26 protein-coding genes and 1 pseudogene are annotated in these 24,233 nt (G+C 65.2%); 12 read left to right on the forward strand and 15 right to left on the reverse strand.

Going from position 1 to position 24,233, the window contains the following annotated elements:
• Positions 1–19 precede the first annotated feature (19 nt).
• Positions 20–1,381 carry a cytochrome P450 gene (locus ACFWF1_RS10370; protein WP_379281489.1) on the forward strand — a complete coding sequence of 454 codons (1,362 nt, stop codon included), beginning with the start codon at positions 20–22 and terminating at the stop codon, positions 1,379–1,381.
• Here ACFWF1_RS10370 and ACFWF1_RS10375 read toward each other — a convergent pair.
• Genes ACFWF1_RS10375 through ACFWF1_RS10385 form a run of 3 tightly spaced genes read right to left on the reverse strand, consistent with a single transcriptional unit; the run spans position 1,378 to position 3,878 of the window.
• A complete protein-coding gene (locus tag ACFWF1_RS10375) occupies positions 1,378–2,073 on the reverse strand; it encodes a peptidoglycan recognition family protein (RefSeq protein WP_379281490.1) in 696 nt (231 codons plus the stop codon). The genes ACFWF1_RS10370 and ACFWF1_RS10375 overlap by 4 nt on opposite strands.
• A gap of 9 nt (positions 2,074–2,082) precedes the next feature.
• Positions 2,083–3,120, reverse strand: a complete 1,038-nt coding sequence (locus ACFWF1_RS10380) for an NlpC/P60 family protein (protein WP_379281491.1) — start codon at positions 3,118–3,120, stop codon at positions 2,083–2,085.
• Between the two features lie 29 nt (positions 3,121–3,149).
• Positions 3,150–3,878, reverse strand: a complete 729-nt coding sequence (locus ACFWF1_RS10385) for a hypothetical protein (protein ID WP_379281492.1) — start codon at positions 3,876–3,878, stop codon at positions 3,150–3,152.
• A 109-nt stretch (positions 3,879–3,987) separates the two neighbouring features.
• Between ACFWF1_RS10385 and ACFWF1_RS10390 the strand changes: the two genes are divergently transcribed.
• A complete protein-coding gene (locus ACFWF1_RS10390) occupies positions 3,988–5,457 on the forward strand; it encodes an APC family permease (RefSeq protein ID WP_379281493.1) in 1,470 nt (489 codons plus the stop codon).
• 8 nt (positions 5,458–5,465) lie between these two features.
• Here the strand turns inward: ACFWF1_RS10390 and ACFWF1_RS10395 are convergent, their stop codons facing one another.
• Complete coding sequence (locus ACFWF1_RS10395; RefSeq protein WP_379281494.1) at positions 5,466–5,858, reverse strand: hypothetical protein; 393 nt, start codon at positions 5,856–5,858, stop codon at positions 5,466–5,468.
• Positions 5,859–6,039: 181 nt separating this feature from the next.
• On the opposite strand from ACFWF1_RS10395, the pseudogene ACFWF1_RS10400 reads away from it, so the two are divergent.
• Positions 6,040–6,354, forward strand: a pseudogene (locus ACFWF1_RS10400) (ArsR/SmtB family transcription factor); the annotation flags it as partial.
• A 3-nt stretch (positions 6,355–6,357) separates the two neighbouring features.
• Positions 6,358–6,840, forward strand: coding sequence for an SRPBCC family protein (locus tag ACFWF1_RS10405; protein ID WP_379281786.1), 483 nt, complete (start codon positions 6,358–6,360; stop codon positions 6,838–6,840).
• A gap of 5 nt (positions 6,841–6,845) precedes the next feature.
• Here the strand turns inward: ACFWF1_RS10405 and ACFWF1_RS10410 are convergent, their stop codons facing one another.
• Positions 6,846–7,070: a hypothetical protein gene (locus ACFWF1_RS10410; RefSeq protein WP_379281495.1), complete on the reverse strand. Its 225-nt coding sequence runs from the start codon at positions 7,068–7,070 to the stop codon at positions 6,846–6,848.
• Positions 7,071–7,114: 44 nt separating this feature from the next.
• Positions 7,115–9,739, reverse strand: coding sequence for a LuxR C-terminal-related transcriptional regulator (locus ACFWF1_RS10415; protein ID WP_379281496.1), 2,625 nt, complete (start codon positions 9,737–9,739; stop codon positions 7,115–7,117).
• Between the two features lie 222 nt (positions 9,740–9,961).
• On the opposite strand from ACFWF1_RS10415, the gene ACFWF1_RS10420 reads away from it, so the two are divergent.
• Together ACFWF1_RS10420 and ACFWF1_RS10425 are read left to right on the forward strand one after the other, a co-directional pair.
• A complete protein-coding gene (locus ACFWF1_RS10420; protein WP_379281497.1) occupies positions 9,962–10,402 on the forward strand; it encodes a nuclear transport factor 2 family protein in 441 nt (146 codons plus the stop codon).
• 28 nt (positions 10,403–10,430) lie between these two features.
• Complete coding sequence (locus ACFWF1_RS10425; protein ID WP_379281498.1) at positions 10,431–11,306, forward strand: NAD-dependent epimerase/dehydratase family protein; 876 nt, start codon at positions 10,431–10,433, stop codon at positions 11,304–11,306.
• Here the strand turns inward: ACFWF1_RS10425 and ACFWF1_RS10430 are convergent.
• The 7 genes from ACFWF1_RS10430 to ACFWF1_RS10460 all read right to left on the reverse strand — a co-directional run bounded on the left by ACFWF1_RS10430 (position 11,297) and on the right by ACFWF1_RS10460 (position 16,497).
• Complete coding sequence (locus ACFWF1_RS10430; protein WP_379281499.1) at positions 11,297–12,175, reverse strand: oxidoreductase; 879 nt, start codon at positions 12,173–12,175, stop codon at positions 11,297–11,299. The two genes, ACFWF1_RS10425 and ACFWF1_RS10430, sit on opposite strands and share 10 nt — an antisense overlap.
• 100 nt (positions 12,176–12,275) lie before the next feature.
• Positions 12,276–13,130, reverse strand: coding sequence for a class II glutamine amidotransferase (locus ACFWF1_RS10435; RefSeq protein WP_379281500.1), 855 nt, complete (start codon positions 13,128–13,130; stop codon positions 12,276–12,278).
• 64 nt (positions 13,131–13,194) lie between these two features.
• Positions 13,195–13,890, reverse strand: a complete 696-nt coding sequence (locus tag ACFWF1_RS10440; RefSeq protein ID WP_379281501.1) for a hypothetical protein — start codon at positions 13,888–13,890, stop codon at positions 13,195–13,197.
• 291 nt (positions 13,891–14,181) lie between these two features.
• The gene (locus ACFWF1_RS10445; protein ID WP_379281502.1) at positions 14,182–14,769 is read right to left on the reverse strand and encodes a hypothetical protein; all 588 of its coding nucleotides are present in this window, start codon (positions 14,767–14,769) and stop codon (positions 14,182–14,184) included.
• Positions 14,766–15,611, reverse strand: coding sequence for a hypothetical protein (locus ACFWF1_RS10450; RefSeq protein WP_379281503.1), 846 nt, complete (start codon positions 15,609–15,611; stop codon positions 14,766–14,768). Before ACFWF1_RS10450 ends, ACFWF1_RS10445 begins: the two co-directional genes overlap by 4 nt.
• A complete protein-coding gene (locus ACFWF1_RS10455) occupies positions 15,611–15,925 on the reverse strand; it encodes a hypothetical protein (RefSeq protein ID WP_379281504.1) in 315 nt (104 codons plus the stop codon). Before ACFWF1_RS10455 ends, ACFWF1_RS10450 begins: the two co-directional genes overlap by 1 nt.
• Positions 15,925–16,497, reverse strand: coding sequence for a hypothetical protein (locus ACFWF1_RS10460; RefSeq protein WP_379281505.1), 573 nt, complete (start codon positions 16,495–16,497; stop codon positions 15,925–15,927). Before ACFWF1_RS10460 ends, ACFWF1_RS10455 begins: the two co-directional genes overlap by 1 nt.
• A gap of 292 nt (positions 16,498–16,789) precedes the next feature.
• Between ACFWF1_RS10460 and ACFWF1_RS10465 the strand changes: the two genes are divergently transcribed.
• A complete protein-coding gene (locus ACFWF1_RS10465) occupies positions 16,790–17,167 on the forward strand; it encodes a hypothetical protein (RefSeq protein WP_379281506.1) in 378 nt (125 codons plus the stop codon).
• Positions 17,168–17,169: 2 nt separating this feature from the next.
• On the opposite strand, the gene ACFWF1_RS10470 is transcribed toward ACFWF1_RS10465, so the two are convergent.
• Entirely contained in the window at positions 17,170–17,814 is a 645-nt protein-coding gene (locus tag ACFWF1_RS10470; RefSeq protein ID WP_379281507.1) for a MerR family transcriptional regulator, read from the reverse strand.
• 164 nt (positions 17,815–17,978) lie between these two features.
• Between ACFWF1_RS10470 and ACFWF1_RS10475 the strand changes: the two genes are divergently transcribed.
• Positions 17,979–19,154 (forward strand): serine hydrolase domain-containing protein, encoded by a 1,176-nt coding sequence (locus ACFWF1_RS10475; protein ID WP_379281508.1) that lies wholly within the window; start codon positions 17,979–17,981, stop codon positions 19,152–19,154.
• A gap of 23 nt (positions 19,155–19,177) precedes the next feature.
• Here the strand turns inward: ACFWF1_RS10475 and ACFWF1_RS10480 are convergent, their stop codons facing one another.
• Positions 19,178–20,530, reverse strand: a complete 1,353-nt coding sequence (locus ACFWF1_RS10480) for a YhgE/Pip domain-containing protein (protein WP_379281509.1) — start codon at positions 20,528–20,530, stop codon at positions 19,178–19,180.
• 122 nt (positions 20,531–20,652) lie between these two features.
• Here ACFWF1_RS10480 and ACFWF1_RS10485 point away from each other — a divergent pair, with 122 nt between their 5' ends.
• The 4 genes from ACFWF1_RS10485 (at position 20,653) to ACFWF1_RS10500 (ending at position 24,216) form a co-directional block, all read left to right on the forward strand.
• Positions 20,653–21,279 (forward strand): MerR family transcriptional regulator, encoded by a 627-nt coding sequence (locus tag ACFWF1_RS10485; protein WP_379281510.1) that lies wholly within the window; start codon positions 20,653–20,655, stop codon positions 21,277–21,279.
• Between the two features lie 165 nt (positions 21,280–21,444).
• Positions 21,445–22,722 carry a family 1 glycosylhydrolase gene (locus ACFWF1_RS10490; protein WP_379281511.1) on the forward strand — a complete coding sequence of 426 codons (1,278 nt, stop codon included), beginning with the start codon at positions 21,445–21,447 and terminating at the stop codon, positions 22,720–22,722.
• Positions 22,723–22,911: 189 nt separating this feature from the next.
• Positions 22,912–23,862 (forward strand): hypothetical protein, encoded by a 951-nt coding sequence (locus ACFWF1_RS10495; protein WP_379281512.1) that lies wholly within the window; start codon positions 22,912–22,914, stop codon positions 23,860–23,862.
• Positions 23,863–23,880: 18 nt separating this feature from the next.
• Positions 23,881–24,216: a hypothetical protein gene (locus ACFWF1_RS10500; protein ID WP_379281513.1), complete on the forward strand. Its 336-nt coding sequence runs from the start codon at positions 23,881–23,883 to the stop codon at positions 24,214–24,216.
• The last annotated feature ends 17 nt before the right edge of the window (positions 24,217–24,233 follow it).

Here is a 24,233-nt window from a genome sequence, read left to right on the forward strand (position 1 = left end):
CGTTCCGAGGGTGGGGAGCATGGCACTGGAGGTTGTGATGACACCAGGAGTAGACGGTATTCCCGGACCTCGCGGCGGGGGAGACGGCCTCGCCGAGATCGTGGCCGCGGGCGGGCTGCACAACTATCAGCTGCGACTGCACGCCGAGTACGGCCCCGTCGTCCGGCTTCCGCTGCCCGGCGCGGAGACGGCGGTGTCGGTCGCGGACCCGGTGCTGCTCGAGGCCACCGCGAAGATCGATGAGCGGCCGGACAAGTTGTTCGAATTCCTTGTGCCACTGCAGGAGTCGGGCAATCTCCAGACAATTCCCGCCGCGGAACACACGCCGTGGCGGCGGGCGTTGCTGTCGGTCCTGGCCGGACGCCGTTCGCACGAGGCACATTTCGAGCAGTTCGTGACGCTGGCCCGCGGACTGGCGGATCGATGGGCCGACGCGGCGGCGCAGGGCCCAATTGCCTTGCAGCAGGACCTGAGTGCGCTGTCGCTGCGGATGATTTGCGAGTATGCGCTCGGCCGTGGCGCGGCTGCACCGGAACAAGCCGACCGAATTGTGTCGGCGTTCGAGGACGTGTTGACCGAGCAACTGGCCCGGTTGTATCAGGTCGAACTGCCGGGTACCGAGGAGGAACGAACTGTCCGCGCGCAGCAGGCACTGGCGTATCTGCGGGCGGTCGTGGATGACATGCTCGCGGCGCACGAGACCAGTCCGCAGCCCACGGACCACAGTGACCTGATCGCCGCCATGGCCGTCGCGGGTCAGTCCCCGGCGCGAATCCGGGACACCGTGCTGATGACATTGATGGCCGCGCACCACACCACCGGCGTCGCAGTGTCCTGGACGCTGTATCTGCTCGCCCAGCACCCCGAGGTTGCCGAACGCGTCACCGAAGAACTCTCCGGCGTGCTCGGCGACCGTCCCGCACCCGATTACGCAGACCTGAAGGACCTTACGTACCTGACCATGGTGCTCAAGGAATCGATGCGGCTTTACCCGCCAGGACCTTACGGCGCCCGCGAAACCACCGAAGAACTTCGCATCGGCGAATACACGGTCCCCCTGGGCACCACGATCTTCTACCCGATCTGGGCCGTGCACCTGAACCCCGAATATTGGCCGCAGCCAGAGGTTTTCCGTCCGGAACGGTTCGCCGCGCACGAAGCCGCCGAACGCCCGAGACTGGCCTACATACCCTTCGGAGTCGGTCCGCGCAGCTGCGAGGGCGCCTCCCTCGCGATGGTCGAAGCCGAACTCACCCTCGCCGTCCTGCTGCGGCGATTCCGGTTCGAACTCGCCGCCGACCACCCGGTGGTCCCGATCGAACGCTTCGTACTCTGGGCGGCCGACGACATCTGGATGAACGTCACCCCGGCGCAGCGCTAACTGCCGAAGGGCTGCAAGGCCGCTGCCCGCAGCAAGGGGAGACGGTCGTAGAGGTGTTCGCCCGGGCACTCGGTGTGCCCGGCGATATCGGACCAGTCCCGGTGGCCCGAGATGGTCGGCATGTCGACGGTGAGACCCGTGGCCGGATTGACGTAGTGGACCTGGGTCAGCGGATTCAGGCACAGGCCCGCACACAGCGCGCCGAGCACATCACGCAAGGCGATGACGGCGGCCGTAGTCGGTTGTGTGACATCGAAATTGCCCATCAGGCAGATACCGATATTGCCCGGGTTGGCGTTGTAAACGTGGCCGGCCTGAACGACTTCCGCGCCGGGCCGCAATACGGCGCCGGGCCGGAAGATGGGCGCGGAGTCGCCGGTATCCCGCCCGGCGTACACGACCCCGTTCGGATCGATCATCAAGTGATAGCCGATATCGCCCCAGCCGCGACCGCCGTGATCGGGCGAGGCGTGGAATTCGTACACCGCGCGAACGACGTCTCGGTAGTCGGTCGCATCGCTACCGGTGAAATCCAGGGTGTGGTGGACGGTGATCAGTTGAGCCGGATCGAACTCGTGGTCCGTCCACGTCATCAACGACTCGTCCGCCGACCAGCCCTTTCTGGTCACTGCGGCAAAGCCCCACGCGAACGATGTTTCGACGGGATCCCGGAACGGCGGTGCGCCAGCCATATCTCCAGCCTAGCCGCGCAAATATCGTTCTGCGCCCCAGTAATCCGGGCCGAACCGGACCGGTGTGATTCGTACCGGCGTAGCGGAGTCGAACGCCTCGATCATCCGATCGCCGCCGATGGACATCGCGACGTGATAGATCGAATCGGGGTCCTTGGTGTCGTGCGCGTAGAACAGCAGGTCACCCGGTTGTAGATCGCTCTTGTCGACCGGGCGGCCGTTCCCGTCGGTGGCTTGCGGTCCGGCGTCTCGCGGCAGGGTGATCCCATGGACCTGATAGATGGTCGAGGTGAAGCCGGAGCAATCCATGCCGAACCCGGCGCGTCCGCCCCACAGGTAGGGGCGATCCAGGAACATGGTCGCGGACCGCACCAGATCGGTGGCGCCGGGATACGGGATGTCCGTGGGTTTCCGATAGATATCGGCGGTGCTGGCGTCGAGCCATTTCGGACCGCCGCGTGGGGTAGCGACCGCAATTCCGTCGCCGGTTCGGCTGAGCACCGGAAGTCGAGTGTTGGCGCTGATCTCTATGTCTCGCTGCGTGAGCTCGGGGTCGCGGAACAGCCAGGTGGTCGAGTCGTGGTCGGCCAGCGCGAAGGGGGCGGTTGCTTGCAGAGCCGCGAACTCCGGGCTGGTGGTCAGCTGAACGCTGGGTATCCAGCCGGGATAGCCGAGTGCGTTCTTCGGAGTCGGCTGCCCGGGTACCAGCACCTCGGTCCAATCACCTTGCTGCTGCAGGACATAGACGCGATCGCCGTACAGCGCCTGAGTCTGTGTCAGGTTGTCGGAGGTGAGGGCTTCCTGCTCCGCCAACGTCATACCCGCGATCCAGCGGGAGATGTCGACCGGGTTGGTGAGGGCGGGCTGATCGACCGGACGAGGACTCTGCGGCGAGGTCCACACCGTGGCCGCGGCGACATCGACATAGGCGCTGGGCGGTTCCGGCGGCGAGGGCTCCGCGTGCGCCGGGAGCGACAGTCCGACAACGACACTCAGCGCGCCGAACAGGATGCCTGGACAGCTGAGTCGGCGAGGTAGGTAGCCCATGATGCAATTGTCGCATTATCATCTGGCTATTACCGGCAACGTCCAGTGGGTAATTGTCGAAGATGGCTGCCGACCCACTGGGTGAGCCGGTCGAGCAAGGCGATTCCGTCGGCGAAGGTGCCCGAGGTCGGTCGAGCGCCCAATGTCACAGCGGTCCAACCCGATCCATTGGGGAGCACGCCCAGTTGCCGGACCAGGTGTGCCCCCTGCTCGTCGGGACCCCAGCCGCCCTTGGCGGCCGCCCCGGGCAACCGCGCCAATCCCCATCGGTGCTCGGCGTCAAGCGTTCGCATCAGCGCGAGGACGTCGGCGCCTGCCTCGATGCACGGCAGGTGAGCGGTGAACAGGGCTTGTCGAGCGGCACTCCATTCGGTCTGGCCGAAGGCCGTGTACTCCGGCCGGACCCGTCGCGATTGCACCCGGGTGCCGGTGTCGCCGCCATCTTCGAGCACGGCCTGCACCGCTGCTGCGGCGACGTCCGGTGGGCCGAGCATGGACCACAGCCGCTCGGCCGCGGCATTGTCGGAGCGGGTAATGGCCGGTGTCACATAGGGTTTCGCGGCAACCGGAGCCGCCCGCAACGCGGCGATCGCAAGCGGCACCTTGCTGGTCGACCAGGCGACGCCACCGGCCCAATCGCCGAGCGCGACGGCTCGCTCGCCACCGACCGGAGCGTAGGCGAGCCCGACTGTTCCGTGCAGCGTCGCGCCGTACGCGGCGAAACTCGCGGCCAGGGAGCGGGATTCATCGTCCGGCATACCTCAGCATGGTCCTCTCGGGTCAGGGCGGAAGCCGGAAACCGCGATTCGAGCGCGCGGGGCGGACCGGAGCTGCATCATCGTAGACGGGAGATGATAGGAGTTAGCTATGACATCCGCTGATTCCGCCGGGACCCCGGGCTTGGCGCGCGGCGCGATCGGCCTGCGCGAGGTGCTGTTTCAGTCCGTCACCTCCATGGCGCCCGCGGGCGCGGTCGCGCTGTCGATCGCGGTCGGCGCCACTTACGCGGGTGGCGCACTGCCGCTGGCGGTCCTGCTCGCGTTGGTCGCGTGCCTGTTGGTCGCGAGCTCGATCGGTCAGCTCGCCAAGCACCTGCCGTCGGCGGGCAGCATCTACACCTATCCCGCCGAGGCGCTGCACCCGGTGATCGGATTCCTGGTCGGCTGGGGTTACGCGCTCGTCGAGGCGCTGATCGGTCCGACGACAACGGTTCTCGTCGGCTACCTGGTCGGCTCGGTGATGCACAGCGAGTTCGACTGGCCGTTCACCGCCACCTGGGTGGCGGTCATGATCCTGGCCGCTGTCCTGATCGCCTTGCTGAACTATCGCGGCGTGCGGATCAGCGCGCAGGTGGGGACTGTCCTGGGCCTGTTCGAGATTCTGGTATTTCTCGTGCTGGCAGGCTGGCTTGTGGTCAAGGCGGGAACCGGGAACACCGCGTCCGTTTTCACCCTGCATTTCGCGACAGTCGAAGGCTACCAAGGGTTTTCCGGCGTGGCCGCGGCGTCGATCTATACCGTCCTCGCGTTCATCGGCTTCGAGGCCTCGGCGCCGCTGGCCGAGGAAGCCCGGAACCCGCGCCGCACTATTCCGATCGCGGTGGTGGCGTCCTGCGGTGTCATCGGCGTGTTCTATGTATTCACCACCTACGCGGGCGACGTGTACTTCGGGCCGGACCGGTATGCGACCTTCGGCGAGCTCGGCGACGGGAGCCCGTGGATAACACTCGCCCGCGACGTGTGGGGGATCGGCTGGGTGGTCGCGTTGTTCGCCATCCTGAATTCGACGTTCGCCAACGGGAACGCGGGCACGCTGGCGACGACCCGAACCTGGTACGCCATGTCCCGGATCGGTCTGCTGCCCGCCGCGCTGTCGCGCACCCATCCGCGGTGGAACTCGCCGCATATCGGCGTGCTCGTCCAGTTGCTGGTGACGCTCGCCATCGGCCTGCCGATCGGCCTGCACTTCGGCCCGACCACGGCCTTCGTTTTCTTGGCCACGATCCTGGCGGGTGTCATGATCGCCGTCTACATGGTGTTCAACCTGTCGTGCCTCATGTTCTACCTGCGGCGGCAGCGCGGCGAGTTCAATTGGCTACTGCACCTGGTGATTCCGGTCCTCGGCATCGTGGCGTTCGTCCCGGCCTGGCTCACCGCGATGGGGATCGGCGGCGCGGTGCTGAAGTTCGTCACGCCACTGAGCTATCCGTCGAGTCAGGCGGGTCTGGTCATCGGAATCTGGTATCTGATCGGCGTTGCCGTGCTCGTCTACCTGTACCGGCGGCATCCGGAGCGGCTGCCGCAGATGCGGCGGGTTTTCGTCGACGAGCCGCGCTGACCGCGACGTCACCCCAGCTTTGCCAACTTGGCCTGCCCGGAAACGACGGTCTCATAGGCGTCGACGAGTGCGACCCGAACCTGCACCGTCTGATCCGCCAGCAGTGGCGCATTCAGCATGACCTCGGCGGATTGATTGGATCCGTCGCAGTTGACGGCGCGCTGCGTGCCGGTGGCCGACGGACTGTCCGCGTTGGGATCGCCCACCATCGCCTCGATGCCGACCACGCCCGCCGAGGACTCACAGCTGTAGTCGACCAGCACGGTGGACGGGCCGATACCGCTGACGTCGATGGCGTTGGCGGCGAGAGCCGGTGCGGCAGTGGACATCACGGCCAGCCCCAGCGCACCGCAGGCGGCCAGCATGAGGGCGGAGCGTCGGTAGTTCCGAATAGTCACCATGGATCTTTGTCCTCCTGGGTAGCGGAAGTAGATCGCGGACCACAATCAGAAAACACCGCGGCGATCATGGCGCCGCGTTCTCATCCTTGCGCACCACCAGCGGCTTTTCCGGTTTCTCCGCAATTCCGCGTCCGACGGCGACGGTTGACAACCGCAATCGGTAAGTGGACACTTACGGTTCGTAGATACTTACCAAGCAGGAGATGAATGGGGTGCGCTCGCGGATCGGATGCGGCGCACCATCCTCGAGCGCCTGGCGGAGCGGCCGCAGGCGGTCGGTGAACTCGCGAGCGCGTTGCCGATCAGCAGGCCTGCGGTTTCGCAACATTTGAAGGTGCTCAAAGACGCGGGGCTGGTGCTGGATCGGGCCGTCGGAACACGCCGGATCTACCAATTGAACCCGGACGGGATGGGCGCGCTGCGTGCCCAGCTCGACCGGTTCTGGGGACGCGCCCTCGCCACGTATCAACAAGTGGTCGAACAAGATTCAGGAGAAGTCATGACCAATACCCAAGTCGAACCGGTGCAGTTGCAGATTGTGGTCAACGCGCCGCTGGCGCGAGCGTTCGAGCTGTTCACCGAACGCTTCGATGCCATCAAACCGCGCGATCACAACCTGTTGGCGGTCCCGATCGCCGAGACGGTGTTCGAGCGAAAGGTCGGCGGGTACATCTACGACCGCGGCGAAGACGGCAGCGTATGCCGCTGGGCGCGGGTGCTGGCCTACGAGCCGCCGAACCGAGTGGTGTTCAGCTGGGATATCAACGAGCGCTGGGAGATCGAGACCGACCCCGACAAGACCAGCGAGGTCGAAGTCCGCTTCATCGCGGATGGTCCGGAGCGCACTCGCGTCGAACTCGAACACCGCAACCTCGACCGGCACGGCGACGGCCGGGAGGCGGTCCGCGCGGGCGTCGGCAACGACGGCGGTTGGCCGCACTACCTGCAGCGGTACGTCGACGTCGTCGAGCGAGAGGCCTGAACCGTTCAGCGCGGGCGACGAGGTACTTCGAAACGCAGCTCGAGGAGGTCGAGGCCGAGGGTCTCGACCTCGGCGAGCACGCCGAAGAAGGCGCATCGGTCCGGTAACCAGCCGGTGAGGACGGTGTCCGGGCCCTGCTGATCGACGACCATGGTCGGGAACGCGGCCAGCGCGATCGGGCCGAGGTGGCCGTTGATCCGGAGGGTCAGCAGGTTGGGGTCGTCGCCCATGCGTCCAGTGTCGCGGCCGGTCAGGTGAGGCGGCATCACCCGAATCAGGTGAGCGGCGACCCGGTATGGCCTGCGGACAGCAGGCGCAGTTCCCGGCCGCGCTGTACGGCCGTCGAACGGTCGGTGACGCCGAGCTTGGCGTAGATATTGCGGATGTGGGTGTTCACGGTGTTCACCGAAACCGAAAGGGTGCTGGCGATTTCGGGTCGGGTGAGGTTTGTCGGCAAGTAGCGGAGCAGCCGCAATTCGCTGGGACTGAGATCGCTCGGCGGCTGCCCCGCAGCGTGATTCGCGGTGCTGCCGCGGACGGCATCGAGGATGTCGGCGATCAGTGCGGCGTGCGAAGTAGTGTGCAGCGGAATGGCTTTCAGTAATTGCCAGGCTCCGGTCACGGCGAAGGGGAGGATCAGTCGTTCCGGCTCGGCGAGTTCGAGCGCACGTTCGACCGCCGCACCCGCGGCTCGTGGATCATCGAGGGCCCGGCAGGCGAGTGCGTCCACCAGGTGGGCTTCGATGCGGGTGAAGTCGTGGTCCACCCGTGCCGTGTCGTGCAGCACGGCCTGCACTGTTTTCCGCGCCGCGGCCGGATCCCGCTCGGCCAGCTGAAGCACGGCGACGGCATTGCGGACCTCGCCGGTCTCGACCATCGGGGCTGACTGCTCGGCGAGCGTGACGTGCGCCTGTTCGACCATGCCGAGCCGGGCCTGCGCCGCGATGGTGCCGCCGACGACCCGGGCCGAGAGTGCGTGCTCGCCAAGCATATTCGCTTGCACGCGGCCGGCGAGTTCGAGTTCGTCGAGTGCGCGGCGGTGCTGTCCGCGGCCCGCGTGCAGCATCCCGGCGAGCAGGTGGATCAGCAGTCGTAAGCCCGGTTCGCTCCCCGCTCGGGTGACGCGAACGGCTCGCTCCAGCCACTGTGCGCCGCCGTCGAATTCCCCGGTCCAGATCATCGTGCCCGCACGCGTGGCCAAGGCGGGCGCGATGACCGTTTGGTTGTCCCAGCCGTGCCGCGCGGCCAGCGCTATCGCCTCCTCGCATCGTCGGTCTGCGACGGCGAACGAGGTCATCGTCGAGGAGAACGCGAGCTGGGCCCGGCAGGCCACCTCCAGGTAGGGGCGGTTGATATGGCGGGCCAGGGCGGCGCCCTCGGTGAGGTGCCGGGAGCTGTCCGCGAGGCGCAGCGACCAGGCCTGTGTCACACCGAGATTCAGCAGTGCGACGGCGTGCAGGTCGCTGGCGAGTGCGATATCGGCATTCGACAGTCCGGCCGTAGCGGGCAGGGATCCGACCTGCTCGAGCACGCCGTCGAAATGGCCGCGCAGGCGCGCGAGCAGCAGATCCAGAGACGCGATGGCCATGCGCAGTCGTCGCTGTCGGTCCGCGGGCGTTGTCGCGGCGTAGGACCTGGCGACCTCGAGATGCGCGGAAGCCTCGTCCAGTCGCAGCTGGTCGAGATCGGAAATGGTGTACACGACCGCCAGTTCGGGGGAGTCGCCGTCCGCTCGCGCCGGGAAGGAACGCAGGAGCGCCTCGACGGTTCCGGCCCGTCCGTCCAGGGTGAGGCTGAGGGAATGGTCGGTGAGCAACCGGGCCGCCGCGGACCATTCGCCGGCCGCCTGAAGATGCCGGATGGCCTCGGCGATGTGGCCGTGGTCGGCGAACCAGGTGGCGGCCTGCCGGTGCAGACCCGGAATCTCGTCGGCCAGGACGCGGCGCAGTTCCAGTCGCAGCAGGCCGCTGAAAAGATGGTGATAGCGGAACCAGGTGCGCTCGGTGTCGAGCGCCACCACGAACGCGTTGGCGTCCTCGAGTTCGAGCAGCATCCGTTCGGACCCGGACGACTCGGTGAGCAGGTCGGCGAGTTCGCCGTTCACCTGGTCGAGCAGCGACGTGCGCAGCAGCATGCGCTGGACGTCTTTCGGCTGGCGTTCGAGCATCTCGGCGATCAGGTACTCCGCGACCGTCCGGTCGCTCCCGGAGAACTCGGAGACGAACTGTTCGGGATCGGGGTGCTCGGTCAAAGACAGTGCGGCGAGCCGTAATCCGGCCGCCCAGCCCTCCGTGCGTTGATGTAGCAGATCGATGCTGTTGTCGGACAGTGGAATTCCGGAGGTCGTCAGGAATTCGCGAGTCTCCGATGCGCTGAAACGCATTTGCGCACTGCGGATTTCGGCGAGCTCGCCTGTCAGGCGCAGCTGATGGAGCCGCAGTGGCGGATCGCGGCGTGCGGCAATGATCGCGCTGGCCTGTGCAGGCAGGTTCGTCAGCAAGCGAATGAGTTGTTCGATGGCCGCCGTGGAACCCAGCTCGTGCAGATCGTCGATGACCAGGACGATCGGGTCGTCGAAGGCCGTCAGTTCGGACAGCACGCGGTCCACCATGGCCGGCCCGTCGAAGTCGGGCGTCGCGGGCTGCGGTTCGGATCTACCGGCGGCCGCGTGGATCGCGTCCAGCAAGGTCAACCAGAACAACTGAGCGTCGTGCTGACCGAGTTCGACCTGCATCATCGCGATGCGACGCGACCGGCCGGGACCCGCCGCCCAGGCGTGCAGCAGCGACGTCTTCCCGCTGCCCGCGGGCGCGGTGACGAGGGTGACCTTCCGCCGCGCGGCCCGGTCGAGGGTGGCGACGAGGTCGTGGCGGGCGATCAGTCGGGACGAATCGGACATCGCTGCCTTTCCTTCCAGCCATCCAGCTTAAACCTCGCGTGAAATCGGTGACGCGCATTCGCCTGGCATCGGATTCGGTTGCCCCGCAACCGCAGTGGGTGGTCCGAATTCACCGGAATCAGGTGACGACTCCTCACCTGCCGCACTGCGACGCTGAGTGCAGCGCGGCAATCCTACGAGGCGCGGTCATGGCACGAATCATCAGCGGTGGGAAGTACAGACATGGACAACGAACAGATCATTCGCAACGCTTACCAGATCGCCGAGGTGAAGGACCTGGACGGCTGGCTCGCCGCCTTCACCGAGGACGGGACCTTCACCGACGAATCCATCGGCGTCACCTATCTCGGCAAGGACCGTGCCTGGCCCGTCGAGAACTACGGGCGGGCGTTCCCCGACATGCATCGTGAGTTGTATCAGGTCTACACCACCGGTGACCTGGTCATCGTCCAGCTGGCACTGCAGGGCACGCATCAGGGCCCGCTCAGTCTGGGCGACGGGATGATCCTGCCGCCCACCGGGAACCGGATGGACGCGCCGTGCTGCGACGTCTTCGAATTGTCGGACGGCAAGATCAAGCGCTTCGACTGCTACCCGTCGGGCACGGTGATCTTCACCCAGCTCGGCGTGCTCGGCAATCTCGGGGCGGCACTTCAACACTGAACTGTTCCATCGACGGAAGGTGTGGATTGTGGACATTCTGCTCACCGGTGCGACCGGGTACGTCGGATCGCATGTATTGGTAGCGCTGACCAAGGCGGGGCACTCCGTGACGGCGGTGGTGCGCAGTGCGGAGGCCGCGGCGAAGGTCAAGTCCGACAAGGTGACTGCCGTGATCGGGGCGGTCACGGACGAGGCGTTTCTCGACGACGCGCTGCGGCGAGCCGACGGCGCGATCCATGCCGCGACGACCGGTGACGCGACGGCGGCCGAGTTCGACGCGAACGTCGTCCGGGCTGTCGGTCGGGCCTTCGCTGATACTGGGAAGCCATACGTGCACACCGCGGGCCTGTGGGAGTGGGGCTCGGATCCTGATGTCGTAGAAGACAAACCGTTCAACCCGCCGGCATTGGTCGCTTGGCGGCCCGCGATTACCGAACAGGCACTGGCCATTCCAGGCGCCCGGGTCTCGGTCATCTCCTCGGCGGTCGTCTATGGCGACGGCGGCGGGCTCGCGAATCTGATCGTGGGTGCACCGCGAGACAGTGCCGGTCGGCTCACGACAATCGGTTCGGGACAACAACATTGGGGCACCATCCACGCGGCCGATCTGGCTGATCTGTTTCTGCGAGTCATCGAGACGCCCACGGCCAGTGGTCGTTTCATCGCGGCGAGCGGTGACAACCCCACTGTTCGCGAACTGACTGAGGTCGCCGCTCGCACGGCCGGTGCGCCCGGTGTGATCACCGAGACCGACGACGCGGCCAGGAACAGGCTCGGCGTCTACCTGGCCGACGCGTTACTGCTGGATCAGCAGGCAAGCGCGGCGAAGGCGCGATCGGTGCTCGGCTGGACTCCCCGCGGGGCCAGCCTGTTCGAAGAGCTGGAACGCGGCAGTTACGCCTGAAGCTGTTGGCGCGCCGCGTCATCCAACTCGACGCGCCCACAGTCGATGTTCTCGGTCAGATGTGCGCGGGTGCTGGTGCCCGGGATGAGCAGGATGTTGGGGGACAGGTCGAGTAGCCAGGCGAGGGCGAGTTGTGCCGGTGTCGCGTTGAGACGCTTACCTATCTCGGCCAGTTCCGGGCTCGTCCGGATCTGCTCGCGCGCGGAGCGAGACATGCCCAGCGGGCAGAATGGCACGAAAGCGATGTTCCGGTCGGCACATTCGGCCAGCACGTCCGACGATCCGCGCTCGACCAGGTTGAACAGATTCTGCACGCAGACGATCGGCGTGCGGTCGACGGCACGCAGCAAATGCTGCCGGGAGATATTGCTCAGACCGATGCCTTCGATCAGACCGGCGTCGCGCGCCTGGATCATCGCGGTGAGTTGAGCATCGAAACGTTCATCGGGCACCGCAGCGTCCATAATCCGTAGATTGACCGCGCTCAGGCTGTCCACGCCGAGCGTCTCGAGATTCTCCTCGATGCCCGCGCGCAGCTGGTCCGGGTTATCGAACGGCAGCACCGCGCCATCGACACCGCGCCGTGCGGCGACCTTGCTGACGAACACCAGGTTGTCCGGGTACGGATGCAACGCCTCGCGGATCAATTCGTTGACGGTGCCCGGCCCGTAGTACTGCGCGGTATCGATGTGATCGATCCCGTCTTCTACGGCTGCCTGCAACACCCGTACGGCCTCGCCATGATCACGGGGTGGGCCGAAGACTCCGTCGCCTGCCAATTGCATTGCGCCATAGCCGATTCGATGCACCTGCCGGTTGCCGAGGGTGAACACCCCACCCTGTTCGAGGCTTGCCACCGGTTCGCCCATCAGTCCTCCAGTCCGCGACATCGTCCTCGGATTCGACAGTCCCAGCCGGGCCGGTCAGCTGTCATCACCGGATTCCGGTGAACACGGCGGTGTCGATGCCCTAGCGGCTGAGTTGCGAGGCCGCGGCGCCGGCGTCGAGGTCGGACAGCGAGAGGGGATGGGACGGTGGTTGGGGCAAGATTACGGTGCGCTCGGCGCGGAGGCCGGTATCGACGTGCAGTAGTTCGCCCGGTGCGAGGTTGTGCCAGTCGGGGTCGTCGTCCATCGGCTCGCTGGCCACGATCACGGTCGGGGCGGCGGTGAGATCGGCGGACCGCACTCGGACGGTGCCACCGGATCCCACGTGCTCGAGCTGCCTGCCTGCGCTGCGTTCGAGCACATACAGGTCGTGTGTTGCGGGGTAGCGCAAGGCCCAGAGTTCGTCGGCGGTGGTGAGGATCAGATTGATCGCGAAGATCGGCAGTTGGTCGGCTACCCACTGCACTGCGCTGGTGAGACCGGTTGTGACATCGCCGTCGTGTGCGTCGATGTGTTTGGTGATCAACGCGAACAATCGCTCGGAGTCCGTGTCGCCGATGACCAGATCACGGTAGGAGCCCAGTTGCTCCTCGAGTCGCGGCAGGTCCTCGATGACCCCGTTGTGCGCGAAGATGCGCCCGTCCCGGGTGAACGGGTGGGTGTTGGGCACGGTCCGCGCGCCGGTGGAGGCGTGCCGCACGTGCGCGAGGAACGTCGTCGATTCGCGATGCTTGGCTTCCACGGCGAACTTGTGATCCTCGAACGCGGCCAGCGGCTGCTTCTCCACCAGCGGCGACCCGTCGCGGCGGAAGGTGCCCAGCCCGGTGCCGTCCGGATTCGTCTCGCTCTGCCGTTCGAGGCTGTCGACGGCGTCGAGCAGCCAGAACGTCGCCTTCACCCGCCGCGGGGCCGCTGTCATCCCGAATAGTCGACACATGGTCATCTGATCGTTGCGGATGGGCCGACGAGCCGCGCAGCCGGGGCCGGTCTCCGTGTGCCGCTTACCGGCAGTTGATGGAGTGGTTGATGCTGGAGCAGTCGTTCCACGGATCATGCTTCGGCGGCGAATCCGGGGGCGGGGGAGTGGGCATGGGTTTCGGGTCCACATAGTCCCAGCGATCAGGGACGTCCGAATTCGGCACGGCCGCACCGAGACCCGCGCCGATAGCGCCGCCGACCAATGCTCCGGCGAGGAAGCCGGCCGGGAAGGTGAGCAGGGCGAGCACGCCCGCGCCGGCGATGCCGATGGCGAGGCCGACGATGGCGCCGGTGAGCGCGCCGGTGAATGCCCCGATCGCCATGCCGGCCTCGATGCTGCGCTGCCTGGGCGAGGTTTGCCGCCAGTAGCCGATCGGTTCGGCGGTGAGACGAGTGCCGGCCGCATCGATGCGCGGACGCAGTTCGACCGTGCCCTGATCGAGTTCGATGGTCAGCGGCAGGCTGGCCACCACCGCACCCGCCCGATCGGTGACCTGCACGGCGTCCTCGGTCATCGAGAACGTGCCGCCGAACAGTGTGGCGGCCAAGCTCTTTCCATCAGCCGACTTCGCCACCTCGAAGGCGACATCGTGCTCCGCCCCCTGCACCGAGCTCGGCTGTGCGCTCGACGCCACCGGCTCGGCATGCGCCACGGTTCCGGCGATTCCGGTGGCCGCGAGGGTGAACGTCGCCACCGCCGCGATCTTCTTGATCCCCATGCTATTCCTCTGGCTCGGCACCGCGTCACCGCGCGCAAAATGCAACCCCTATCACCAAGGGGCAGAAGCAATCCCGAGCCTACCCACCCCAGAACCACCTGCCACGCCCCATTTTCATTGGCACCAAAATCTCGGGGTGGCGCACGCGCCGCGGCTCAGCTGTTCTGGGTATCCCAGGCCATTCCCACCGATTCCCCCGCGGCACCGAGCACTTCATACGTGGCACTTGCTCGCCTCGCCGCGTCCCATCAGCGGCGACAACCGTACCTACCCCGCTGCAGAGCGGAGCTGTCAGCCCTTCAGCGCGCGAACCATATTCACCAATACTTGCCCGCCCGCTCGCACTGTTCGATCATCTCGGCTCGTTTCGTTTTCGGTCGCCCTGAAGTGGAGTGCGCCATCCCAGCCGTCGATACTGGTGGTGAGGTCGACTGTCAGCGGCGTACCGGCCGGATCGGCCCCTGCGGGCAGGGGCTCGGTGACAACCTTGACGGTGATGCCGTCCACGGCCAGTAGCTTGGTTGGGTAGTTCTCGTTCGTCGGCGGAGGCTTGGACAAAGTGTGATCATCATCGACGACGCGAAATAGCGATACGGAGCCAAGATTCGGTGACGCGGAGCCGTCGTCCTTGTCGTAGAAGCATCCGTTGCCCCCGCCAATTTTATCGGTCAGCGTCTTTCCGCCGACACCAGGGCCGATCCTCAGGTTGCCGGTGCCAGCACGGGTGACGAAGAACTGTTTCGCAGAGTCGCACAACTCCTGGATGGTGTGGTCACTCATCCGTAACTCATCCTCAGCAGGGTGATTGCGCGACAACAGTCCACAGCCCGCAAGTAGTGCCGCCGATGCAGAAACTGCGAGCAGCTTGCGCAGGTTCATGTTGCCTGCCATTCGGCGCCGGGAGTGTTGAAATTGAAGTCGTCGGAATCGCTGCTAGGCCAATGGTCGTTGTAGAATCCTTTCGGATTAGATGTGGCAACAATTATATCGTTGATGGCTCTTCTTTGGGAAAACATTGCCTGGGCCAGCTCATCGGAGTATTTTATTGCATTTTTGATCACCGTCCCGAGCGCGCTGATCGCATCCGAGATCCCGAACGGTGCGCCGACGAAGGTGGCAATCTTCAGGAGGGCCGATGCCAAGTCGGTGATCAGACCCGCGACATCCTGGACAATCTTGGAGTAGAAGTCCCAAGCGGTATCCGAAACACTGGCGAGTGCAGTGCTCAGCTTGCTGCAGGTTGACTTCGCGGAGTCCATAACGGTGTCCTGAAGTGTGCGGGCCGCCGTGTACTTGAGGGCCGCTGCGCCTGCCCAGTATCCAGTGATGCTCCCCTTGACCACCTCGTTGCTCTGAGCCTTACCGATCTGGATCTCCAACTGCGACCAAGCCTCGCTGGTCTGCAGGAAGGCGATGGGTGCCTTCAAACTGTCGATCGCACCCTGTAGTTTATCCAGGAGCTCTTGGATCTTCTTCTTGATTTCCTCCTTGTGATCCTGCAGATAGCCGGTGAAGTCGTCTTCGGTCGTCGCGCCATAAATGGCGCCGGCCACTGCACCGGCTAGTCCGAAGAATGTCGCTGCTTCGGCCTCGGCGGCGGCGATGGCCGCCTTTCGAAACGCTTCGTCGACCTTGGCGGGCTGGTTCTTGATCTCCGCGACCTGGTCCGAAAACTTGTCGAGCACAGTGTTGATCTCAGTCAGAGATTTTGTGCCACCCATCAGTTATCCTTTTCGAGCTCGATCAACACATTCGCGAAGTTCTGATCTTGCTCCTGAATTACCTTGGCGACATGCTCCAGTGATCTAGCAATGGATTCGGTTTCATTTCTTCCCTCGACCAACCTGTCGTACATGTACCGCGCAGCCTGCATCTGAGCGTCCCAGGTCTCCCGAAACAGCCCCCAGGCGACGTCCTGATGGCTGAAATGGATACTCTGTGCCTCGGTCGCGGCGACGGTGAGAGCGTCAGATGCGTGATCCCAGGCTCGGGCGGCCTTCACCAGTTGGTTGAGATCTGTTGAGAAATTGACCATTACGAGTTCCTCATCAGGTAGCTCTTGTATTCAGCGAGTTCATGTTCGAGCTCGCCGTCGGTACGGTCGGCCCATGATCCGTCCTCGTGGAACCGGGGGCGCTGTTGCCGGATCTGATTTGCGCAGTCGAGGATGTCAGCCCCGAGGTAGGACGGGCTGGTCGTGGCCGCCCATCGCGGGTCGATCTCGATGCTGCTGATGCGAGAGAGGCTGGCGACCACCGTGATCGAGGGGACACCGAAGTCGGTCACCGGCCCTCGGCCGACGAATTCATCAGTCTGCCGTACTGATTGCTCTACCATCTCGAATTCGGCCAGCGATCGGGTGTCAAGGAGAGTGATCAGTTCTGCGCGGCGAGAAGGAGATACGGTCAATTCGGTCCATCTCCCCGATGCGATGGTCGGCGCGTCATGCTGCCACAGCGCCACATAGTAGCCGGTCATGGCCGCTTCGGAGAGATCCGGAGGATCCAAGCGGTCGTGGATATTTCGGTTCACCTCGACAGCCACCGGCAGGCGCCCATGGTCGAGATTCATTGTGAACAGGCCGATTCCGATCAAGCCAGTGGCCACGTCTCCCCCTACTTCGGTCTTGACTGCGGTGGAACATTCCGTCGAATAGCCGCTACCGAATCAACTGGCGACGGACCGCAATTCATCGCGGACCCCACAAGTCACCAGCTGCCTCGCGGCCAGCCGTGCTATATCAATAATCCGATGGTTCATCCCCTCAGGCTGCTGCGGACAGACACTACCGCCCGGTTTGCCGACCCAGCAAGGTCGAATTCACAGAGTTCTGTCCCCGTTTTCGTCAGGTCGGCCGGTGGCCGGGCGGATGTGGCGGTTGGTTCCATAAGCTGCGGGTATGGGTGAAACCTTGTCGACCGGCGGCAACATGGGTGAGTTGAAGGCGGCTTGTTTGGGGGCTGTTGCCGCTGTCGTGTTGGCACCGCTGGCTGCGGCGGTTGTCGCGATCGTTTACCGGTTCCCGGTTCCGCTGGGGGAGTACGCGCGTGGCTTCGGGGGTGCTGGTGACGCTGCGTTGGGGAGTCTGTTTTATCTGCTGTTCGGGGGTGTCCTGGTGGTTGGGATCCTTGGCGCTGCAGGCGGTTTCGTTGCGGCGCGGTCCGCGGGGCGCCATGGCGGTCGCGCTCAGCGTCGCACTCTTGGCGCCGCGGCGATCGTCGCGCTCCTCAGCGCGATCGCGTTGTCCGTGCTCGAATTCTTTGTCGGCCCTTGGTAGGACTACCTGCCCAGCTTGCTGGCGGAGACGTGGATGTGCGCGATGCGGCGCGCGGCGCCGAGTGCCGCTTCGCCGAGGATGGTCATCACGGCGGCACCGTCGACGATGTCGGTTCGCTCCGTAAGGCGCAGTGCGTGTTCGACGTCGATCTCGGCGACCCGCTCGGCTGCGTCCAGATAGGTATCCAGTGCTTCGGATGTCCAAGTGCCATAACCTAATTGGGACATCCTGACCAGGACGGAGACCAGGGTGTCGGTTGCCGAGGCGCGTCCGTCGGTCCAGCCGCGTCGGCGGAACGCCGCGTCCACTTCGGCGCGTGCCCGGTTCCACTCGTCGTCATCGGTCGGCGTTTGTGGTCGGTCCAGACTGCCCGCGACCACGCCGAGTAGCTCGAATCTGGGTAACTCCGGTCCGTCGGCGGCGGCGAGAACGTCTGCGATTGCCGTCACCGAGAGGCCGCCCACTTCGATCAGTGCGCGGATCATTCGCAGTCGGCGCAGGTGGTCTTCGCCATAGCTGGCCTGGTTGGGGCTCGACAGTTCCCCGGACATGAGCAGCCCTTCGCGCAGGTAGTACTTGATCGTGGGCACGGAGACCCCGCTGCGCTTGCTCAACTCCGCGATACGCATTCGACCTTCCGCGTTCATCCAGGACTCCCTTGCCGATCCGGCGGCGATATGGATAGTCTAACTACCCATAAGCGGATAGCTCTACTATCCATTTGAGCGGAGTGGCTGACCGGTTACCGGCACCGCGTGCGGACGCGCCGGGGCCGGTAGCCGGTCATGCGTCATCACTGAAAGGAAACCCCTTGAGTAAGAGCCTATTTCGGCGTGCGAAGAATCGGGCAGTGCTGCTCGGTGCGACGGTGGTGCTGGTGTGTGCGGTCAGCTCCTGCGGCGCTGATTCGAGACCGGGGCAGCAGCGTCTGGTCACGGAATCAGGGCGGGCTGCGATCGCGCAGTCGCTGGACGCGGTGGTGCGGACGGGACTGCCCGGTGCGCAGATCGTGCTGACAGAGCGAGGTCAGGACTGGACCGCGTCCTCGGGAGTCGGTGACCTCGCCACCGGTGCGCGCTTTCCGGACAACGGTTATATCCGGATCGGCAGCAACACCAAGACCTTCGCCGCCACGGTGCTGCTGCAGCTGCTCGCGGAGGGCACTGTCGTACTGGACGCACCCGTTGAGCGCTACCTACCCGGCGTCGTGCAGGGCGGTGGCAACGACGGCACCCGGATCACAGTGCGGAATCTGCTGCAGCACAGCAGCGGATTGCCCGACACCGAGCAACTGCTGTCGCGGACTCCGCAGGACGACTTGGCGGCGATGCGATGGCACCAGTTCGACGTAGCCGACGTGGTCCGGCCGGTCTTGGCCCTGCCGTCGCGTTTCGCGCCGGGCACGAAAGCCGAATACTCCAACACCAACTATCTACTCATCGGCATGATCATCGAGCGGGTCACCGGGCACTCGGTCGCCGACGAGATTGCCCGCCGGATCGTCACCCCACTCGGACTGACCGCAACCTACTACCCGGAGCCAGGGGACACCGCCCTCCGTGACCCACATCCGTCGGGGTATCTGACGGTAGATCACCACCGCATCGAGTACACCGCGTTCAACCCATCCTGGGCGGGCGCGTCCGGTGCGATGATCGCCACCGGCGCCGACCTGAACCGGTTCTTCATCGCGCTGCTTACCGGAAAGCTGCTACCCGCAGCACAATTGGATGAGATGAAGCGCAACACGATGCCTTTCGATCGAATGCCGGGCGCCGGTTACGGACTCGGACTGATCCATTACCCGGTGTCGTGCGGCAAAGAGGTCTGGGGGCACGGCGGCAGCATCTCCGGATTTCATACGCGCAACGGTGTGACCGCCGACGGGCGTGCGGTGACCGTCATCGTCAACGAGGTACCCGAGAGCGGCCCCAGCGAAGACGCGGTACTGAAGACCTTCGATACCGCGGTCTGCGCCGGTTCCTGATCGCCGCTGCTCGGAACGGATCACTACCTGGCCGATGGCACCCCGCCGAGTTCGCCTGGCGCGCCGACCGGATCATCCGACGGATCCGCCAGCGGGGCAGGCGCACTGGTGGGATGACGGTGCAGGCCCTTGCGGTCGTAGACGGTGGTCGCTGTGTAGCCGAGGGCGATGGCGAGGACGAAGCCGATGCCGACCATGATCCAGGCGCGGTCGAGGCCGGCGTCGCCGCGGGCGTCGAAGTAGAGGATCGAGCGGATGCCGTCGACGAGTTGACGCATGGGCTCGAACGCGCTGATGCGGTGGTAGAACGTGGGCACTGTTTCCAGGGGGATGGTGCCGCCGGAGGAGGGGACGGCCAGGGCGATGAAGACGAAGGTCGACACGAACATGCCCGGGGTGCCGAAGGTGGCCAGGATCGAGAGGCAGCTCAGGCCGACGGCGACGATGGCGCAGTAGGAGAAGATCCACAGGAGCGGCAGGTGGCCCGCGTCCATGCCGAGGACCGTTACGCACGCGAGCATCACTAGGGAGGCCATCGGAATCGCGAGTCCCGCAATCAATCCCCAAGCGGTGAACAAGGTGTGGCGGCGGTCGATGGGGGCCTTGGGGCGATGGCTGTGCCAGGGGCCGAAATCGCTTGGTGCGAAACCTAATCCGGATTCGACCAGTCCGTGCACGACATTCGCGCCGATGAAGCCGCACATGATGAGCAGCAGCACGTAGAAGAAGGCGGTCATGCCCATTCCGCTGTTCGCGCCCAGGGCGAATCCGGTATCGGTCTTGATCGAGATGGGGTCGGCAAGGAGCAGTTGCTGGGCTGTGTTCGTCGAGACTTGCTGCTGGGCAGCTTGTTTCGTCAGTTGGCTGCCCAGTTGCGCGGAAGCGCTGTGCGCGGCCTGTTGCGCAATGCTGGCCGACATCGAGGAAGCGAGGCTGCCCGCGGCCGGGTTGGTCAGCACGGTCAGGGTCGGACGCTGTCCGCCCTGGGCGGCTGGATCACCAAGTGCCAGCACCGAAGCCGTGAAGTTCTCGGGGATTACCAGCGCCGCGTACAGCTTTCCGGTGGCCATCTGGTCGTGGGCTTGCTCCTCGCTGAGCTGCTTCCACGCCACCTTGCCATCGGTAGATGCGGCGGTGATGCCCGTCGTGATCTGCTGCCCCAGATTCGCGGCCGGTGCGCCCTTGTCCATGTCGACCAGTCCGATCGGCATGTCGTGCATCGCCTCGCGCGGATTGACGATCGCGCCCATATAAGCGAGCGACATGAGGAAGGAAAACAGGGCGAGGATAACGCCCGCCGGTATCCACATCTTGCGGGAGCGCAGGACCTGACCTGCGGTGACGCGACTAGCGCCCCCTGTGGGTTCTGCTGCCATTGCTTGACTCCTGCTCATGTTGGATACTGCGGCTATCCAACGTAGGATAGTGTCAGTATCCAACGCGTGTCCATTCAAACCCCCTGTGATTCGGCACGCAGTCGATGAAGGCGAGGGCGCGGGTGAAGCTGTCGGAGCTCAGTGAACGGTCGGATGTCCCGATCGCGAGCATCAAGTTCTACCGGCGGGAAGGCCTGCTGCCACCGGGACGCGCACTGGGCGCGACCACCGCGGAATACGACGAGGACCATCTGCGCAGGCTCAAATTGATCCGGGCACTCATTCGCTTCGGTGGGCTATCCGTCGCCGCGGTTCGCGATGTCCTTGCGGCACTGGAGGAACCGCGCAATCCCGCGCAAGTACGCGGCGTAGTGGACTACGCGCTACCGACCGACCTTCCTCGGACAGATCCCCGGCCGGCCGATGACGACGGCAGCGTATGGGCAGCCGAGGTGATCCAACGCATGGATTGGGACATCTCGGAGCTGTCCCCGCATCGCCAAGCCCTCGATGAACGAATGCGAGTACTACGCCGCCTCGACATGGAATTCGCCGTCGACGAACTACTCCCCTACGCCCGCCTCGCCGAATCGGTCGCCGAACTGGACGACACCCACCTGAACAGCCCTGGCGACAGCGTGACCGTAGCCGAACGAGTGGCGGTCTTCAGCGCCCTCTTCGGTCCGGTCCTCCCGCTACTACGTCGTCTGGCCCACGAAAACCGGGCGCGCCGAACAAGTTCCGCGTAGCCAGCCGAGGAGATCGGCTCCCGACACCCACGATGGTTCGGGAGCGAGTGCCGACATGGACCTGGCAGATCTCTTCCGCGTCCATCTCCGATGTTTCGACTCACGCATCCCGCGATATGGGCGAACCTCTGGTTTCGGTCACGTGCCCAGTGGTATCCAGAAGAGGTGACGAGTGAGGGTGTATCACCCGGGGTTTCCAGCACGCCCGCCGCCGCGCCGCCCGCTACGGTGGATCCGCTGGGCCCTGACTTCCTCTGGGGTGTGGCTACGTCGGGGTTTCAGTCCGAAGGGCATGCGCCGGACAGTAGCTGGCTGCGGTATATCGAGCGGCAGAACTTCGAGCCATATGAGAATTCCGTCGATTTCTACGACCGATATACCGCCGATATTCCGCTGGCGGGGGCGTTGGGGCTGAAGGTGTTCCGGATCAGTGTCGAATGGGCCAGGGTGCAGCCGACACCAGGGGAGTGGGACGAGCAGGGCTTCTGTTTCTATGATGCGGTGATCGACGCGATCGTCGCGGCGGGGATGCGGCCGATGATCACCCTGGATCACTGGGTTTATCCGGGGTGGAAAGCCGATCAGGGTGGGTGGAACGACCCGGGGATGGTCGACGACTGGCTGGCCAATATGCGCAGGGTGGTCGATCGGTACGCGGCGCGGAATCCGTTGTGGGTCACCGTGAATGAGCCGGTCGCCTACATTGTGTACGAGGAGCGGTTCACCGGAGTCGATGCCACGACCATCGAGGAACGGATCGCGGCCGTGCACAACACGAGCTACGACTACATCCATCAGGTGCAGCCGGACGCGATGGTCACCAGCAATATCGGGTACGTGTCCGGTTACGAGACCGAGGTCAATCAGCCGATGGTCGACCGGATCTCGGCCAAACTCGACTACCTCGGCGTCGACTATTACTTCGGCGCAGACGATCCCAACGAGCCCGACCCGGGTCCGCGACAGCTGTGGGAACTTCCGTTGCAGGCCGAGGGCGTCTACTACGCGCTGCGCCACTACGCCCGGTTGTACCCCGACAAGCCCCTCTATGTCGTAGAGAACGGTATGGCCACCGAGAACGGCCAACTGCGCCCCGACGGCTACGACCGCGCCGACTATCTCCGCGATCTCGTCTACTGGCTGCAACGTGCCCGCATGGACGGCATGAACGTGATCGGCTACGGATACTGGAGTCTCACCGACAACTATGAGTGGGGTTCGTACACACCGCGTTTCGGCCTCTATACGGTCGATGTCCGCACCGATCCCGACCTCGTGCGCACGCCCACCGCCGCCGTCGACGCCTACCGCGCCATCGTCGAAGCGGGCGGAGTCCCCGCGGATTACCTCCCCACTCGACCCCCACTCGCGTGCTCCTACGTCGACCCACCCAGCAGCTGCACCGATCCCGTCACCCTCCCAGGTGCGGCGGGGCGCCAATGATCGAATACGAAGTGCCGCTCAGTACTTGAACCATCAATAGAACGTGATAGCGGACCTGACGCACATTGCGACGACAGCACAGGTAGCGCATTATTCGTCCAGCACGGTGGCGGAAGCCTGAAAATCGGTGTGCGCCATGCGGTATCCGGCACCAGCCAAGGCGCCGGTAGAGCTTCAGCGGAGGCAGCAATGGTCGACTCACTATTCGCGGACGTATCCGAATACCAGGTGCCGGTGGACGATTCCTACCCGTACCAGATCTTCTCGCTCCGTTCGAACGACGGCACCTACCAGGACCACAACTTCTACGAGAACTACGCGTGGGCCGCCGCGGCCGCCGACGCCGGGCGGATCGCCTGCTTCATCGTCTACCTCTACTGGCGGCCGAACTGGCTCGACACCGTCGACACGCACCGGTCCATGATCGGCCAGGCCGGCGGCCCGCACCCGAAGATGATCTCCATGATCGACGTGGAATCCGGCGGCAATCCGGGCGGCGACCAGTCCGACGGGATCAACCGCGCCTACTGGCGGCTGGTCGACTGGCTCGGCTCGACCCAGCGGGTGATCGGCTACGCCAATCGCTCCGATTTCAACAGCATGTGGCCGGTCCGCCCGGACGGGCTGCGGGTGATCGCGGCGGGTTACGGCAGCAACCCGCACCTGCCCGGTCAGATCGCCCACCAATACACCGACGGTCGCGGCTACGGCGGCGGATTGCCCGAGGGCGCACCACCGTTCGGCAACTGCGACATGAACTCGGCCGACGGGTACTCGCCCCATGACTTCGCTGACGCCTGCGGTGTCAGCGACGTCGCGCCGGATCCGGTCGCCGATATCTGGATCGACTTCATGGGCGTCGGCGGCAACGGCTGGCCGCAATTGGGCGGTCACACCCTCGTCGACGGCGTCGCCTCGGTAGGCCACAAGCTCGGCCTCCCCGGCTTCTCGGTCCCGCCGGGTCCGACTCAGGTGCCGTTGCCGCGCGACACCGAGGCCCGCATTCGGTCGGAGTGGATCCAGCTGCGCGGCGTCCGAGGCGAGGGCTGGCCGCAGTGCGGCGGCCTGTCCGTCGTCGACGCCATCGCGGCCATCGGCCAGAAACTCGGCATCGACGGCTTCGAACCGCCCTCGCGATAGCCCAAGGATCGGAGCGACATGTCCACCATCCCCAGCACGAACGGCCACTTCTACGTCGTCACCGAATGCGTGTCGCAGGACGAGGCGGCCGCCACCGCCGAGGCCGCGGGCGGCACCCTGGCGCAGCTGACCGCCGGCAATCTCGCCGACGTGCACTTCCCCGCCGGTGCGTTCGACAACATCAAGACCTGTGACAAGCCGCAATCCGGGCCGGTCGCCTGGTTCGGCACCTACAACGGCGGGGTCCCCGAAGGCACCGTGTACCTCATTGCTCTCGCCACCGGGCAGGTCATGAATGTCTCGGCGCATCGCGCCGCCGCCTGGACCGGACTCGTCCTGTCCGAGCCGCGATAGGCGGTTAGGTAGCGTTT

It is taken from the genome of Nocardia sp. NPDC060255 (assembly GCF_042727395.1).
In the GTDB taxonomy this organism is placed as follows: Bacteria; Actinomycetota; Actinomycetes; order Mycobacteriales; family Mycobacteriaceae; genus Nocardia.

Coding starts and splice junctions, on each gene's coding strand:
- ACFWF1_RS10370 (WP_379281489.1), top strand. CDS start 20: ATGGCACTGGAGGTTGTGATGACACCAGGAGTAGACGGTATTCCCGGA.
- ACFWF1_RS10375 (WP_379281490.1), bottom strand. CDS start 2,073: ATGGCTGGCGCACCGCCGTTCCGGGATCCCGTCGAAACATCGTTCGCG.
- ACFWF1_RS10380 (WP_379281491.1), bottom strand. CDS start 3,120: ATGGGCTACCTACCTCGCCGACTCAGCTGTCCAGGCATCCTGTTCGGC.
- ACFWF1_RS10385 (WP_379281492.1), bottom strand. CDS start 3,878: ATGCCGGACGATGAATCCCGCTCCCTGGCCGCGAGTTTCGCCGCGTAC.
- ACFWF1_RS10390 (WP_379281493.1), top strand. CDS start 3,988: ATGACATCCGCTGATTCCGCCGGGACCCCGGGCTTGGCGCGCGGCGCG.
- ACFWF1_RS10395 (WP_379281494.1), bottom strand. CDS start 5,858: ATGGTGACTATTCGGAACTACCGACGCTCCGCCCTCATGCTGGCCGCC.
- ACFWF1_RS10405 (WP_379281786.1), top strand. CDS start 6,358: ATGACCAATACCCAAGTCGAACCGGTGCAGTTGCAGATTGTGGTCAAC.
- ACFWF1_RS10410 (WP_379281495.1), bottom strand. CDS start 7,070: ATGGGCGACGACCCCAACCTGCTGACCCTCCGGATCAACGGCCACCTC.
- ACFWF1_RS10415 (WP_379281496.1), bottom strand. CDS start 9,739: ATGTCCGATTCGTCCCGACTGATCGCCCGCCACGACCTCGTCGCCACC.
- ACFWF1_RS10420 (WP_379281497.1), top strand. CDS start 9,962: ATGGACAACGAACAGATCATTCGCAACGCTTACCAGATCGCCGAGGTG.
- ACFWF1_RS10430 (WP_379281499.1), bottom strand. CDS start 12,175: ATGGGCGAACCGGTGGCAAGCCTCGAACAGGGTGGGGTGTTCACCCTC.
- ACFWF1_RS10435 (WP_379281500.1), bottom strand. CDS start 13,130: ATGTGTCGACTATTCGGGATGACAGCGGCCCCGCGGCGGGTGAAGGCG.
- ACFWF1_RS10440 (WP_379281501.1), bottom strand. CDS start 13,890: ATGGGGATCAAGAAGATCGCGGCGGTGGCGACGTTCACCCTCGCGGCC.
- ACFWF1_RS10445 (WP_379281502.1), bottom strand. CDS start 14,769: ATGAACCTGCGCAAGCTGCTCGCAGTTTCTGCATCGGCGGCACTACTT.
- ACFWF1_RS10450 (WP_379281503.1), bottom strand. CDS start 15,611: ATGGGTGGCACAAAATCTCTGACTGAGATCAACACTGTGCTCGACAAG.
- ACFWF1_RS10455 (WP_379281504.1), bottom strand. CDS start 15,925: ATGGTCAATTTCTCAACAGATCTCAACCAACTGGTGAAGGCCGCCCGA.
- ACFWF1_RS10465 (WP_379281506.1), top strand. CDS start 16,790: ATGGGTGAAACCTTGTCGACCGGCGGCAACATGGGTGAGTTGAAGGCG.
- ACFWF1_RS10470 (WP_379281507.1), bottom strand. CDS start 17,814: ATGAACGCGGAAGGTCGAATGCGTATCGCGGAGTTGAGCAAGCGCAGC.
- ACFWF1_RS10480 (WP_379281509.1), bottom strand. CDS start 20,530: ATGGCAGCAGAACCCACAGGGGGCGCTAGTCGCGTCACCGCAGGTCAG.
- ACFWF1_RS10495 (WP_379281512.1), top strand. CDS start 22,912: ATGGTCGACTCACTATTCGCGGACGTATCCGAATACCAGGTGCCGGTG.
- ACFWF1_RS10500 (WP_379281513.1), top strand. CDS start 23,881: ATGTCCACCATCCCCAGCACGAACGGCCACTTCTACGTCGTCACCGAA.